General features: G+C 69.9%; 13 protein-coding genes and 3 tRNA genes. All 16 read left to right on the top strand.

Going from position 1 to position 13,998, the window contains the following annotated elements; all coding sequences use genetic code 11:
- Nucleotides 1–26: 26 nt before the first annotated feature.
- The 16 genes from ACFYOS_RS02095 to ACFYOS_RS02020 all read left to right on the top strand — a co-directional run bounded on the left by ACFYOS_RS02095 (nt 27) and on the right by ACFYOS_RS02020 (nt 13,991).
- Nucleotides 27–2,549 carry a putative bifunctional diguanylate cyclase/phosphodiesterase gene (locus ACFYOS_RS02095; RefSeq protein WP_387134995.1) on the top strand — a complete coding sequence of 841 codons (2,523 nt, stop codon included), beginning with the start codon at nt 27–29 and terminating at the stop codon, nt 2,547–2,549.
- A gap of 96 nt (nt 2,550–2,645) precedes the next feature.
- A tRNA-Thr gene (locus ACFYOS_RS02090) sits at nt 2,646–2,718 on the top strand.
- 25 nt (nt 2,719–2,743) lie between these two features.
- Nucleotides 2,744–2,816, top strand: a tRNA-Met gene (locus tag ACFYOS_RS02085).
- Between the two features lie 131 nt (nt 2,817–2,947).
- Complete coding sequence (gene rpmG / locus ACFYOS_RS02080) at nt 2,948–3,115, top strand: 50S ribosomal protein L33 (protein WP_013288652.1); 168 nt, start codon at nt 2,948–2,950, stop codon at nt 3,113–3,115.
- A 122-nt stretch (nt 3,116–3,237) separates the two neighbouring features.
- Complete coding sequence (locus ACFYOS_RS02075; protein ID WP_387134993.1) at nt 3,238–3,684, top strand: MaoC family dehydratase N-terminal domain-containing protein; 447 nt, start codon at nt 3,238–3,240, stop codon at nt 3,682–3,684.
- A 3-nt stretch (nt 3,685–3,687) separates the two neighbouring features.
- Nucleotides 3,688–4,080: a MaoC family dehydratase gene (locus ACFYOS_RS02070; protein WP_387134991.1), complete on the top strand. Its 393-nt coding sequence runs from the start codon at nt 3,688–3,690 to the stop codon at nt 4,078–4,080.
- 128 nt (nt 4,081–4,208) lie between these two features.
- Nucleotides 4,209–4,281 (top strand) — tRNA-Trp (locus ACFYOS_RS02065).
- Between the two features lie 214 nt (nt 4,282–4,495).
- The gene (gene secE / locus ACFYOS_RS02060) at nt 4,496–4,888 is read left to right on the top strand and encodes a preprotein translocase subunit SecE (RefSeq protein WP_387134988.1); all 393 of its coding nucleotides are present in this window, start codon (nt 4,496–4,498) and stop codon (nt 4,886–4,888) included.
- Nucleotides 4,889–4,923: 35 nt separating this feature from the next.
- On the top strand, nt 4,924–5,643 hold the full coding sequence (nusG, locus tag ACFYOS_RS02055; RefSeq protein WP_387134985.1) for a transcription termination/antitermination protein NusG: 720 nt from the start codon (nt 4,924–4,926) through the stop codon (nt 5,641–5,643).
- A 187-nt stretch (nt 5,644–5,830) separates the two neighbouring features.
- On the top strand, nt 5,831–6,262 hold the full coding sequence (rplK, locus tag ACFYOS_RS02050; protein WP_212831294.1) for a 50S ribosomal protein L11: 432 nt from the start codon (nt 5,831–5,833) through the stop codon (nt 6,260–6,262).
- Nucleotides 6,263–6,346: 84 nt separating this feature from the next.
- Nucleotides 6,347–7,063: a 50S ribosomal protein L1 gene (gene rplA, locus ACFYOS_RS02045; protein ID WP_387134983.1), complete on the top strand. Its 717-nt coding sequence runs from the start codon at nt 6,347–6,349 to the stop codon at nt 7,061–7,063.
- Nucleotides 7,064–7,183: 120 nt separating this feature from the next.
- Nucleotides 7,184–7,912 (top strand): ATP-binding cassette domain-containing protein, encoded by a 729-nt coding sequence (locus ACFYOS_RS02040; protein ID WP_387134981.1) that lies wholly within the window; start codon nt 7,184–7,186, stop codon nt 7,910–7,912.
- A complete protein-coding gene (locus tag ACFYOS_RS02035; RefSeq protein WP_387134978.1) occupies nt 7,909–8,598 on the top strand; it encodes a hypothetical protein in 690 nt (229 codons plus the stop codon). Before ACFYOS_RS02040 ends, ACFYOS_RS02035 begins: the two co-directional genes overlap by 4 nt.
- A gap of 404 nt (nt 8,599–9,002) precedes the next feature.
- Nucleotides 9,003–9,548 (top strand): 50S ribosomal protein L10, encoded by a 546-nt coding sequence (gene rplJ, locus ACFYOS_RS02030; protein WP_091198320.1) that lies wholly within the window; start codon nt 9,003–9,005, stop codon nt 9,546–9,548.
- 55 nt (nt 9,549–9,603) lie between these two features.
- Nucleotides 9,604–9,987: a 50S ribosomal protein L7/L12 gene (gene rplL / locus ACFYOS_RS02025; RefSeq protein ID WP_387134975.1), complete on the top strand. Its 384-nt coding sequence runs from the start codon at nt 9,604–9,606 to the stop codon at nt 9,985–9,987.
- Between the two features lie 572 nt (nt 9,988–10,559).
- Nucleotides 10,560–13,991, top strand: coding sequence for a DNA-directed RNA polymerase subunit beta (locus tag ACFYOS_RS02020; RefSeq protein ID WP_387134974.1), 3,432 nt, complete (start codon nt 10,560–10,562; stop codon nt 13,989–13,991).
- Nucleotides 13,992–13,998: the final 7 nt, after the last annotated feature.

Below are 13,998 nucleotides of genomic sequence, written 5' to 3'. Positions count from 1 at the left end.
GGGCTCGTGCCGAGTAGGGGAGTGGTATGGCGGGCCGAGACCAACGACGCAGGTCGACGGAACGCGCCTGGCTCATCACCGCACCCCTGACGCTTCTTGCCGTCGTCTTCAGCACCGCGATCGCCGTCATCTCCGATCAGCCCGTCGGTGAGTGGGGACTGGCGCTGGTCCTCTTCGTGGCCATGACGGCCGTCAGCGTCCCGGTGCTGAACTTCATCGTCCGGCGCCAGTCGGTGGCCGTGACGCTGACCGAGGTGCCGCTGGTGGTGGCGCTGTTCTTCCTGCCGCCACTGACGGTCGTCGTCATCTACACACTGTCGTCGTTGGCGCGCTGCGCCTGGCATCGCTTCGCCCCGGCCAAGTTCTGGTTCAACGTGGCCAAGGCCGCGGCAGCCACCTCCCTGGCCGGTCTACTTCTGCTGGCCCTGCCGCCGCTGCAGGGCGTGGGTCCGGGGACCTGGGGCAGTCTCTTCCTCGCCGTCAACACCATCACGCTGGTCAGCCTGGTGTCGGTGGTCGGCGTGCACGTGCTTCTGCAGGGTTGGCAGGCGGGCCGGGAAGCGCTGCGTACCACTCCCTCGGTCTTCCTGACCACCTCCATCAACGCCTCGGTCGGCCTGCTCCTCCTGATCGCGTTGGAGCGGACGTGGTGGTCCGCGCTGCTGCTGGCCGCGCTCTTCGCGGCGCTCGCCCAGGTCTACCGGTCGTACTCGCAGTTCTTCCAGCAGCACCGCACGTTGACCGGCATGTACGACCTTTCCCGCACGATCACCACCAGCGCCGACGGCGCCCTCGGTGATGTCCTGCTCGGTCGGGTCCGGGCGCTGATGCAGGCTGAGTACGCGACGCTCTGGTTGCCCGCCCAGGGGCGGCATCCCGAGGTGCTGCTCACTGCCCGCGTCGACGCCCCGGGGCTGCTGGATGTCGCCCCGACTCCCGCCGCGTTCCGCGAGCAGGCCCGCGAACTGGGCAGGACCCTGTCAACAGGGCGGCTGCTCGGGGGCGACAGCGCGCTGCGCGGCGTGGCAAACGTGAATCAGGTCAAGGACGCGATCGTCGTGCCACTGCGCTCGGGGCAGGCGGTGATCGGCACTCTCGAGGTCGTCAACCGGCTCAGCGATGTCGGCCACTTCACGCCGACGGACGTCCCCGTCTTCGAGACGGTCGCCGCGCACGCCGCCGTCGCTCTGGAGAACTCCCGCCTGGTCGACCGGCTGCGGCACGACGCGAACCACGACGCGCTCACCAAGCTGCCCAACCGGCGGCGGGTCACCGCGGCGGTGGCCGAGGCGGTCACGATCGCGGCACCGGGCGAGGTGGTGGCGCTGCTGCTGTTCGACGTGGACCGGCTGCGTCAGGTCAACGAGTCGCTCGGCCACGCGGCCGGCGACAAGGTCCTCGTCGAGGTCGCCGAGCGGCTGCGTGCCTGCGCCCCCTCCGCGGCGCTGGTCGGTCGACCCGGCGGCGACGAGTTCCTGGTCACCCTGCGGCTGGAGAGCGCCGAGGCGGCGCTGGAGCTGGCCGGTCAGCTGCGCGAGCAGATCCGCGACGAGATGGTCTTCGACGGGCTCACCCTGGATGTGGACACCGCGGTCGGGGTGGCGGTTCACCCGGACCACGGCAGCGACGCGGTGGCCCTGCTCCAGCGGGTGGACCTGGCGGCGACGGCCGCCAAGTCGGTCCCGGGCAGCGTCCAGCTCTACAGTCCGGCGCTGGAGTCCCGGTCGTTGCGCCGGCTCGGCCTCGCCGGCGACCTGCGCCGCGCGTTGAACGACGGCGCGCTGCAGGTCTACTTCCAGCCCAAGGTGACGCTGCGGGACCGGCGCCTGGTCGGGGTGGAGTGCCTGGCCCGCTGGGAGCACCCCGCGCACGGCACGGTGGCCCCGGACGATTTCGTCGCGGTGGCGGAGCACACCGGCCAGCTGGGGCGGCTCACCGAGTTCGTGCTCCGGGAGAGCCTGCGGCGCAGCCGGGACTGGGGGCACGGCGAGCAGCCGCTCGCGGTCTCGGTCAACCTCGCCGCCCGCACCCTCACCGACCAGCACTTCCCCGCCATAGTGCGGGACCTGCTCGAGGAATACGACGTGCCGCCACAACGGCTCACCCTGGAGATCACCGAGGCCGGGGTGCTGGATGGCACCGAGCGTCCGATACCCACCCTGCGACGCCTTCGCGACCTCGGTGTCCGGCTCTCGGTGGACGACTTCGGCACCGGGAACTCGTCCCTGGCGCAACTGCGCCGGCTGCCGGTGCACGAGGTGAAGGTCGACCGCTCCTTCGTGCAGGGGATGGCGACCGACCCGGGTGACCTGGCGATCGTGAATGCCGTGGTGACCCTCTCGCAGCAGTTCGGCCTGGCGGTGGTGGCCGAGGGCGTGGAGAGCGAACTGACCCTGGAGCTGCTCCAGGACATCGGCTGTGAGATCGGCCAGGGCTTCCTGTTCAGCCGGCCGCTGCCGTACGAGCGGCTGGAGGCCTGGTTCGGTGCCCAGGTCGACCCCGAAACGATCTCCGCCAGCGAGCTTCCCCGGCTCCGAGTGGTGCCCTGAGCTGCGAGTAGGCGGCAAAGGGGGATCCGATTTCACCTCGGCGGCGAGGTCGTGTACTGTTTCCTCTGCGCGGCACCCCACCAGGTGATCGGGCAGGCCCCCTTAGCTCAGTCGGCAGAGCGTCTCCATGGTAAGGAGAAGGTCTACGGTTCGATTCCGTAAGGGGGCTCAAAGGGTCCGGCTGGACCCGCCACGGCGGTGTAGCTCAGATGGCAGAGCAAGCGGCTCATAATCGCTGTGTCGCCGGTTCAAGTCCGGCCACCGCTACTCTCGTCCTCCGGGTTCACCCGGTGGTCGGTGGGATGGGCGCCACAGGCGCCCACTTTGCGTGTCTGCGTCATCAGCGCGTAGGCTGATGCGCCGTAGTTGTTACCCGTTAGCGAGGAAGGCACTCCGCCGTGGCGAAGGCGACCGATGTCCGGCCGAAGATCACTTTGGCGTGTGTGGAGTGCAAGGAGCGCAACTACATCACGCGCAAGAACCGTCGTAACGACCCGGACCGCATCGAGCTGAAGAAGTTCTGCCCCCGGGACGGCAAGCACACGGTCCACCGCGAGACCCGCTGACCCACGGCCGGCCCCGCCGGCCCGGTCCCCGAGCATCTCCCGAAAGCCGATCCGCACGGACGGCGGTCTCGAGCCGCCCACCCGTACGGATCGGCTTTCGTGTTTCCGTGTAGGTTCGCGACATGTCCCTGGACCCGTCCTTCGTCGGCCGGACCTACCCGCCGACCGCCCCCTACCAGGTGGGCCGAGAAAAGATCCGCGAGTTCGCCACGGCCATCGGCGCCACCGACCCGGCGCACCACGATCCGGAGGCGGCCCGGGCGCTCGGGCACCCCGACGTGGTGGCCCCGCCCACCTTCCCGGTGATCGTCACCATGGCCGCCAGCCGGCAGATCATCGAGGACCCGACGCTCGGCGTCGACTACAGCCGGGTGGTGCACGGCGACCAGCGCTTCGCGTACACCCGGGCGGTGGTGGCCGGTGACGAGCTGGTCTGCGTCAACACCATCGAGGAGATCACCAACCGGGGCGGGCACGGCTTCCTGACCACCCGTACCGACGTGAGCACCGCCGCCGGCGAGCCGGTGGTCGCCGTCTGGTCCAAGATCGTCGTACGCGGGGAGGCCTGACCCATGGAGCTGCCCACCCAGACCTTCCGGGTGACCCGGGCGGACCTGGTCCGCTACGCGGGCGCCTCGGGCGACTTCAACCCGATCCACTGGAGCGACCGGACCGCCACCAAGGTGGGGCTGCCGGGGGTCATCGCCCACGGCATGTTCACCATGGCGCTGGTCGGCCGGGCGGTCGCCGCCTGGGCCGGCGCGCCGGACGCGGTGGTCGACTTCGGGGTCCGGTTCACCCGCCCGGTGGTCGTCCCGGACACGGACGAGGGCACCGAGATCGAGGTCAGCGCGGTGGTCAAGGAGGTCACCGAAGACGGCCTGACCAGGCTCGACGTCACCGCGACGTGCCTGGGGGAGAAGGTGCTGTCGCAGGCCCGGGCGACCGTCCGGACGCCTCGCTGAAAAGACTGTCGACGCGCTAGGGGCAGACCGGTTGGGAAAGTCGCACGACTACCCGTACACTGGTCCGCCGTGGGGCAAGTGACCCCTGCCCGGCACTGTGTGCGCGGGTGGGGTGGCAGTTGCCGCACAGGGGTGTAGCTCAATTGGCAGAGCAGCGGTCTCCAAAACCGCAGGCTGCAGGTTCAAGTCCTGTCACCCCTGCGCCTCAGGCCTGACCGTTCCCGTGGGTCGCGCCGCCCGGATGGCGGCGTCCGGCCCGTGGTGGTGGCACCGGCGAAGTGGTTCCGAGGCATTCGGGGCCCTTCCGGTCGGTCCGCCGGCCGCGGCCCGTCGCGGGACGGTTGGTCCGGCCGGCGTGACCACACGCCGCGCACGCCCATCGGCGTGCGACCCGATATCCCGCACGGAGGGCGAAGTGGCCGAGAGCAAGCGGCGCGGCGAGGACGCCGGCGACGAGCGTCTGCCTGAGGACGCGGTCGTCGACGACGTGGCCGACGACGACGCCACCAACGCGGACGAGCCGGTCTCCCGGGGCGGCACCGCCACCCGCAAGCGGGCCCGCGCCGAGTCGACCGAGGGCCGGAAGACCCGGAAGGACACCGAGCGGATCGGGCTGTTCGCCCGCATCGCGCGGTTCTTCCGCGAGGTCGTGGCCGAGCTGCGTAAGGTCATCTGGCCGACCCGCAAGGAGCTGCTGACCTACACGGCCGTGGTGGTCACCTTCGTCGCGGTGATGCTGGCGATCGTGGCCGGCCTGGACTACGGCTTCGCGAAGGCGGTGCTGTTCGTCTTCGGCAACCCCAGCTGACGGGCCAACAGCGATAGTGACGGAAGTGAGCGAGCGTGCCTGAGTACGACGAGACCGCCGAGACCCCGGACGAGCAGTCCGCGGTGGCGACGGCGGCCAACGAGGAGTCGGTCGGGGCCGCCAGCGAGCCGGAATTCCCGACCGCCGAGCCGGCGGACGAGGAGTTCGACCCGGTCGCCGAGCTGCGCCAGAAGCTGCGCTACGCCCCGGGCGACTGGTACGTGGTGCACTCGTACGCCGGCTACGAGAACAAGGTCAAGACCAACCTCGAGACCCGGATCACCTCCCTCGACATGGAGGACTTCATCTACCAGGTCGAGGTGCCGACCCGGGAAGAGGTCGAGGTCAAGAACGGCAAGCGGTCGCAGGTCCAGGCGAAGGTCTTCCCGGGCTACATCCTGGTCCGGATGGAGCTGACCGCCGAGTCCTACTCCTGCGTCCGGAACACCCCGGGCGTCACCGGCTTCGTCGGGGCGACCGACCGGGCCGACCGCCCGGCGCCGCTGAGCCTCGACGAGGTGCTGAAGTGGCTGGCCCCGGCGGTCGAGGCCGTGGAGAAGAAGGCCAAGCCCGAGGTCAAGGTCCTCGACTTCGAGGTCGGCGACTCGGTCACCGTCACCGACGGCGCCTTCGCCTCCCTGCCGGCGACGATCAGCGAGATCAACGCCGACCAGCAGAAGCTCAAGGTGCTGGTCTCGATCTTCGGCCGGGAGACGCCGGTCGAGCTCAACTTCAACCAGGTCGCCAAGATCTGACGTACGCCTGGCACCGGCGGTGGGCCTCCCGGCCCGCCGCCGGTGTGTCGTTTCGCCGCCCCGCCGGACCTCGGCGGAGAGGATGGCGGAAGGCTGCGCTACCCTAGAACGTCGGCTGTCCGCACCGCGCTGACCGTGCGCGCCCGCGGACCGGCGAAATTCCCAGTTCCAAGCCCCAGGAAGAGACATGCCTCCGAAGAAGAAGCTCGTCAAGACGTTCACGCTTCAGCTGCCGGCTGGCCAGGCCACCCCGGCGCCGCCGGTCGGCCCCGCGCTCGGTCAGCACGGTGTGAACATCATGGAGTTCTGCAAGTCCTACAACGCGCAGACCGAGTCGCAGCGGGGCGACATCGTCCCCGCCGAGATCAGCGTCTACGAGGACCGGACCTTCACCTTCGTCCTGAAGACCCCGCCCGCCGCCCGGCTGCTGATCAAGGCCGCCGGCGTGCAGAAGGGCTCGGGCGTCCCGCACACGCAGAAGGTCGGCTCGGTGACCCGCGCCCAGCTGCGCGAGATCGCGGAGAAGAAGATGGCGGACCTCAACGCCAACGACATCGAGCAGGCTGAGAAGATCATCGCCGGCACCGCCCGGTCGATGGGCCTGACCGTCGCCGACTGACCTCTCCTCACCGCTCCACCCGATCAGATCGTGGGAGGGCCGCGGACGTCGCGGGCCCGCCAGAGACCACAGGAGTAACGAGAAATGCAGCGCAGCAAGAGCTACCGCAAGGCCGCCGAGGTCATCGACCGGTCGAAGCTCTACTCTCCCGCCGAGGCCGTCAAGCTGGCCAAGGAGAGCACCAACGTCAAGTTCGACGCCACGGTCGAGGTCGCGATGCGCCTCGGCGTCGACCCCCGCAAGGCGGACCAGATGGTCCGCGGCACGGTCAACCTGCCGCACGGCACCGGTAAGACCGCCCGCGTGATCGTCTTCGCCGCCGGCGCGAAGGCCGAGGAGGCCGCCGCCGCGGGTGCGGACGAGGTGGGCACCGACGAGCTGGTCGCCCGTATCCAGGGCGGTTGGCTGGACTTCGACGCGGCGATCGCCACCCCGGACCAGATGGCCAAGATCGGCCGGATCGCGCGGATCCTGGGCCCGCGCGGCCTGATGCCGAACCCGAAGACCGGCACGGTGACCATGGACGTCACCAAGGCCGTCTCGGACATCAAGGGCGGTAAGATCACCTTCCGGGTGGACAAGCACTCGAACCTCCACCTGATCATCGGCAAGGCCTCGTTCACCGAGACCCAGCTGATCGACAACTACGCGGCAGTGCTGGACGAGGTGCTCCGCTCGAAGCCGTCCGCGGCCAAGGGCACCTACCTCAAGAAGGTCACCCTCACCACCACCATGGGCCCGGGCGTCCCGGTCGACCCGAAGCTGGTGAAGAACCTGCAGGAGGCTCCGGCCGAGGCCTGAGCACCACTGCCCTGACGGGGCCCCGCCACCAGGTGGCGGGGCCCCGTTCGTCTGTCCGGTGTGGCAGGCTCGGCGCATGCGGCTGGAAGGCGTCTGGCTGCGGTACCACCGGCGCGACCCGTGGGTGCTGCGGGAGACCGAGGTACGGATCGGCCCGGCCTCCCCGCCGCCGAGGCGGACCGGGCGGTCCAGCGCTGGGTCGGCCGGCTCGGCCTGACCCGGTTCCACGGGGTCCGGCTGCCGCAGCTCTCCAAGGGCACCGCCCAGAAGGTCGGCCTGGCCCAGGCGCTGCTGCGCCCGCCTGGGCTGCTCGTCCTCGACGAGCCCTGGGAGGGCCTGGACGCCGCCGCCCGCGAGCTGGTGCCGGAGGTGATCGACGAGGTACTGGCTGATGGCGGCACGGTGCTGGTCAGCGACCACCGCGGCGAGACGGTCCGGCTGCCGGCCGCCCGGCACTGGACGGTCGCCGGCGGCGCGGTCACCGAGCAACCGGCGTCCGGGGACGCGGCCGTCGCGGTGGTCGAGCTGGCGGTCCCGGCCGCCGGGGCCGCCGCCGCCGTCGCCCGGTTGCGCGCCGACGGCCACCACGTCCTTCGGGTACGCGACCACGTCGCCCCGCCCCCTGCCACGCGACCCGACACCGGGCCGCTGTCCGACGTCACCCCGGATCCCGCCGTCGACCCGGGCCGTGCCGTCGACCCGGGCCGTGCCGTCGACCCGGGCCGTGCCGTCGGCCCGGGCCTGACGGCCGCCGCGGCGATCCCGGTGGCACCGGCTCCGGCTCCGCCCGACGGTCCTGCCGCGGCGGAGCGGGACCTGACCGGGCCGGCCCCGGAGGTGGCCCGGTGACCGCGCTGGTCCGGCTGCGGCTGGCCGGCTTCCTGCGTACCGGGCGGGCGCTGGCCCCGGTCCTGGCCGGCCTGCTCGCCCTCGGTGTCCTCTACGGCGGCGGCCGGGCCCAGCCGGCGGAGGCCTACGGTGTCTTGGCCGTGGTGCTCTTCCCGGTGCTGGCCTGGCAGACCAAGATCCTTCTGGACGTGGAGCCGGACGTGCAGCGCCGGCTGGCCCAGGTGCTGGTCGGGCCGGCCCGGGAGCGGGTCGCCGGCCTGCTCGCGGCGGCCGTGGCCGGGCTCGGCACGGTGGCCATGGCGCTGGTCTTCCCGTGGTTGGTCGGCGGGGTGAGCGGCCCGGCCGGGCCGGGCGACCGGTCGGTGGTCGCTGGGCTGGCGCTCGGCTGCTGGGCCCACCTGCTCGCGCTGCCCGGCGCGGTGGCCGTGGGTGCCCTGGCCAGCCGGGCGGTCACCCGCAGCGCCGGGTACGGCGTCGCGGTGCTCGCCCTCGGCGCGGTCGGGGCGAAGGTTCTCGGGTTGTCCGGCTCGATGGCGCCCTGGCTGGTGCCGCCGCTGCTGCCGACGGCCCGGGCGCTGGTCGGCCACCTGACGGTCTCCACCGTGCTGCTGCTGACCACCTGGGCGGCCTCCTGGGCGGCCCTGGCGCTCGCCGGCTACGGCTGGGCCCGGCGCACCCGGACATGATGGGCGAAAGGGCGCTCGCGGGCCGTGAGCGTCCCTGAGATCCGCAGAGGTGCGGCGATGCGGTGGCGGCTGGCGGGTCGGTTGCCGGATGGTGACGGGGGGCACTCGGGGGGCGATTTGGAGGTACCGGGACACGTCGCGTAACCTTGTCGCGTAGTTCCACCCAGAGACCGCTGGTCACCGTGCCCTGGCACGGTCGAAGGTCCCGCGATGACGGGCGACCCGCGTAGGGCGGCAAGCGAAAATCGGAGCTGTCCGTGGTCCGCCGACCGCGTCCATGCTGCCGGCCCTCGCCCCGTGCGCCCTGCGCCGGGGCTTTTCTCGTTGTCGTGATGCCTCCGCCGCCGGCGCGAGCCTCCGCTCGTCGCCGGCGTACCAGCTCCGAGCAACGAGAGAGGAGGGACATGGCGGACAAGCCGATCCGGGCCGACAAGGCCACGGCCGTCGCCGAGCTGACCGAGAGCTTCCGCAACGCGGGGGCGACCGTGCTGACCGAGTACCGCGGGCTCACGGTTTCGCAGCTCACCCAGCTGCGGCGCTCGCTCGGCAAGGAGACCAGCTACACGGTCGCGAAGAACACGCTGGCCAAGCGTGCGGCGACCGAGGCGGGCATCTCCGGCCTCGACGAGCTGTTCACCGGTCCTACCGCGCTGACTTTCGTTTCGGGCGACGTCGTCGAGGCGGCGAAGGGGCTTCGCGAATTTGCGAAGGCCAACCCGAAGCTCGTCATCAAGGGCGGTGTCTTCGAGGGCAAGGCCATTTCCGCGGCCGAGGTCACGAAGCTCGCCGACCTGGAGTCCCGCGAGGTGCTGCTGGCGAAGCTGGCCGGCGCCATGAAGGGCAACCTGAGCAAGGCCGCGGCCCTGTTCCAGGCTCCGCTCGCCAAGACCGCGCGTCTGGCGGCCGCTCTGCAGGACAAGCGCGAGAAGGAGGGCGCCGAGGCGGCCTGAGGCCACCCGGCGCACCCACGTTCTTAGTTAAACCATTCAGGAAAGGACGCCAGACATGGCGAAGCTCAGCACCGACGAGCTGCTCGACGCGTTCAAGGAGATGACGCTGATCGAGCTCTCCGAGTTCGTGAAGCAGTTCGAGGAGACCTTCGAGGTCACCGCCGCGGCTCCGGTCGCGATGGCCGCCGCCGCCCCGGGTGCCGCCCCGGCCGCGGTCGAGGAGGAGAAGGACGAGTTCGACGTCATCCTCGACGCCGACGGTGGCAAGAAGATCCAGGTCATCAAGGTCGTGCGTGAGCTGACCGGCCTGGGCCTGAAGGAGGCCAAGGACCTGGTCGAGGCCGCGCCGAAGGCCGTCCTGGAGAAGGCCAACAAGGAGACCGCCGAGAAGGCCAAGGCCAAGCTCGAGGGCGAGGGCGCCAAGGTCACCCTCAAGTGACCTTGCGTTGACCTGACGCGCGTCCGGCTCACGTGAGCCGGGGCACACCGCGTAGCGGCGGGCGGTGATCCGGGAACGGATCGCCGCCCGCTGTGGTTGGTGGACTCCGGTGGCAGCGGCGTGAGCAGGGCGTCCAGGTTGCTCGTACCGGCTTCACAGCTACGCCTGTCGGTAGCCCGTCGGTGGGAATGACACCCCGAGCGGTAACCGGCCCTTGACGCGGCACCGGCCCGACAGGCACGCTGACACCAGCAAGACCTTCCGCGCTTGCAACGGCCACCTCTTGGGTAATGGCAGCGGCAGCAACACCGCTGTGACGCCCGAGCGGACCGGCAGGAGCGTCGCGTTCCGAGCGGCCCGGTAGACCTGGTTTTCGAGGTCCCGAGGCAAGTTCCGCGACGACCTGCGGGGTGGGCTGGACAGCGGTTAGCCTCTCGGCTACACTGCTAGTTTGCGCTGCCTTCCGAACTGACCCCTGCTCGGAAATGTCCGTTTGCGGATATTTCTGGTGGGGTCATTGGAGTGCACGCATACCAGCCGTTCTGCAGCACCGGTCCTCGGAAGGACGCATCTTGGCAGCTTCCCGCCCTGCGAAGACCAGTCGTACGTCGAGCGCTTTCGCGCCCCGCCGAGTTTCTTTCGGTCGGATCACCGAACACCTCGAGGTCCCCAACCTCCTCGCCATCCAGAACGAGTCCTTCGACTGGCTCGTCGGCAACGAGGCTTGGCAGGGTCGGTCGGGGGACGACCCGCACGCACGCTCGGGTCTCGCGGAGATCCTCGACGAGATCAGTCCCATTGAGGACTTCTCCGGCACCATGTCGCTCTCCTTCTCCGCTCCGCGCTTCGACGAGGTCAAGGCCTCGATCGAGGAGTGCAAGGAGAAGGACCTGACCTACTGCGCCCCGCTGTTCGTGACCGCGGAGTTCACCAACAACACCACTGGCGAGATCAAGAGCCAGACGGTGTTCATGGGTGACTTCCCGATGATGACGCCGAAGGGCACCTTCATCATCAACGGCACCGAGCGCGTCGTGGTCAGCCAGCTCGTCCGCTCGCCGGGCGTCTACTTCGACAAGCAGCCGGACAAGACCTCCGACCGCGACCTCTCCAGCGTCAAGGTCATCCCGAGCCGGGGTGCCTGGCTGGAGTTCGACATCGACAAGCGCGACACGGTCGGCGTCCGCATCGACCGCAAGCGCCGGCAGGCCGTCACCGTCCTGCTCAAGGCCATCGGGTGGTCCGCGGAGCAGATCCGCGAGAAGTTCGGCTGGTCCGAGCTGATGATGACCACGCTCGAGAAGGACCACATCGGCGGCCAGGACGAGGCGCTGCTGGACATCTACCGGAAGCTCCGTCCGGGCGAGCCGCCGACCCGCGAGAACGCCCAGACCCTGCTCGACAACCTCTTCTTCAACCCGAAGCGGTACGACGTCGCCAAGGTCGGTCGTTACAAGTTCAACAAGAAGCTCGAAGTGGACGTGCCGATCACCACCGGCACGCTGACCGAGGACGACATCGTCGCCACCGTGGAATACCTCTGCCGGCTGCACGCCGGTGAGGAGGGCTACGAGGCCGACGACATCGACCACTTCGGCAACCGTCGCCTGCGTACCGTGGGCGAGCTGATCCAGAACCAGGTCCGGGTCGGCCTCTCCCGCATGGAGCGGGTCGTCCGCGAGCGGATGACCACCCAGGACGTCGAGGCGATCACGCCGCAGACCCTGATCAACATCCGCCCGGTGGTGGCGGCGATCAAGGAGTTCTTCGGTACGTCGCAGCTGTCCCAGTTCATGGACCAGACCAACCCGCTGGCGGGCCTGACCCACCGGCGCCGGCTGAGCGCGCTCGGCCCGGGTGGTCTGTCCCGGGAGCGGGCCGGCTTCGAGGTCCGCGACGTGCACCCGTCCCACTACGGCCGGATGTGCCCGATCGAGACGCCGGAAGGCCCGAACATCGGTCTGATCGGCGCGCTCTCCACCTTCGCCCGGGTCAACCCGTTCGGCTTCATCGAGACGCCGTACCGGAAGGTCGTCAACGGTCGGGTCACCGACCAGATCGACTACCTGACCGCGGACGAGGAGGACCGGTTCGTCAAGGCGCAGGCCAACGCCCCGCTGAAGTCCGACGGGTCGTTCGCCGAGGACCGCGTCCTGGTCCGCCGTAAGGGCGGTGAGACCGAGGACGTGCCGCCGGAGGCCGTGGACTACATGGACGTCTCGCCGCGGCAGATGGTCTCCGTCGCGACCGCGATGATCCCGTTCCTCGAGCACGACGACGCCAACCGCGCGCTCATGGGCGCGAACATGCAGCGCCAGGCGGTGCCGCTGGTCAAGGCCGAGTCGCCGCTGGTCGGTACGGGCATGGAGTACCGCGCGGCCGTGGACGCCGGCGACGTGGTTGTCGCCGAGGTCGGCGGTGTGATCGAGGACCTCTGCGCGGACTACATCACCGTCCACCAGGACGACGGCCACCGCCGGACGTACCTGCTGCACAAGTTCCGCCGCTCCAACGCCGGCTCCTGCGTCAACCAGAAGCCGGTCGTCTTCGAGGGCGACCGCGTCGAGGCCGGCCAGGTCATCGCCGACGGTCCGTGTACCGACGAGGGCGAGATGGCGCTCGGGCGCAACCTGCTCGTGGCGTTCATGACCTGGGAGGGCCACAACTACGAGGACGCGATCATCCTGTCGCAGCGCCTCGTCCAGCAGGACGTGCTCACCTCGATCCACATCGAGGAGCACGAGGTCGACGCCCGGGACACCAAGCTCGGCCCGGAGGAGATCACCCGCGACATCCCGAACGTCAGCGAGGAGATGCTCGCCGACCTCGACGAGCGCGGCATCATCCGGATCGGCGCCGAGGTCGTCCCCGGCGACATCCTGGTCGGCAAGGTCACCCCGAAGGGTGAGACCGAGCTGACCCCTGAGGAGCGGCTGCTCCGCGCGATCTTCGGTGAGAAGGCGCGCGAGGTCCGGGACACCTCGCTGAAGGTGCCGCACGGCGAGACCGGCACGGTCATCGGCGTGCGTACCTTCTCCCGCGAGGACGGCGACGAGCTGCCCCCGGGCGTGAACGAGCTGGTCCGGGTCTACGTGGCCCAGAAGCGCAAGATCCAGGACGGTGACAAGCTCGCGGGCCGCCACGGCAACAAGGGCGTCATCTCCAAGATCCTGCCGATCGAGGACATGCCGTTCCTGGAGGACGGCACCCCGGTCGACATCGTGCTGAACCCGCTCGGTGTGCCGTCCCGGATGAACATCGGCCAGGTCCTGGAGACCCACCTCGGGTGGGTGGCCAAGACGGGTTGGCAGGTCGAGGGCGACGACGCGGAGTGGAAGAAGGCGCTGCGTTCGATCAACGCCCACGAGTCCGAGGCGGACACCAACGTGGCCACTCCGGTGTTCGACGGTGCCCGCGAGGCGGAGATCTCGGGTCTGCTCGCGTCGACCCTGCCCAACCGGGACGGCAAGCAGCTGATCGGTTCTTCTGGTAAGGCGCAGCTGTTCGACGGCCGCTCCGGTGAGCCGCTGCCGGACCCCATCGCGGTCGGCTACATCTACATCCTGAAGCTCAACCACCTGGTCGACGACAAGATCCACGCCCGGTCGACCGGCCCGTACTCGATGATCACTCAGCAGCCGCTGGGTGGTAAGGCGCAGTTCGGTGGCCAGCGCTTCGGTGAGATGGAGTGCTGGGCGATGCAGGCGTACGGCGCCGCCTACGCCCTGCAGGAGCTGCTGACGATCAAGTCCGACGACGTCCTCGGCCGGGTGAAGGTCTACGAGGCCATCGTCAAGGGCGAGAACATCCCCGAGCCGGGCATCCCGGAGTCGTTCAAGGTGCTGCTCAAGGAGCTGCAGTCGCTGTGCCTCAACGTCGAGGTGCTCTCCAGCGACGGCGTGGCCCTGGAGATGCGCGAGACCGACGACGAGGTGTTCCGGGCTGCGGAGGAGCTGGGCATCGACCTGTCCCGGCGCGAGCCGAGCTCGGTCGAAGAGGTCTGAGGTTGGT

This window comes from Micromonospora sp. NPDC005806 (genome assembly GCF_042871425.1).
GTDB lineage: Bacteria > Actinomycetota > Actinomycetes > Mycobacteriales > Micromonosporaceae > Micromonospora.
This window is presented reverse-complemented; position numbering and strand designations above follow the sequence as displayed.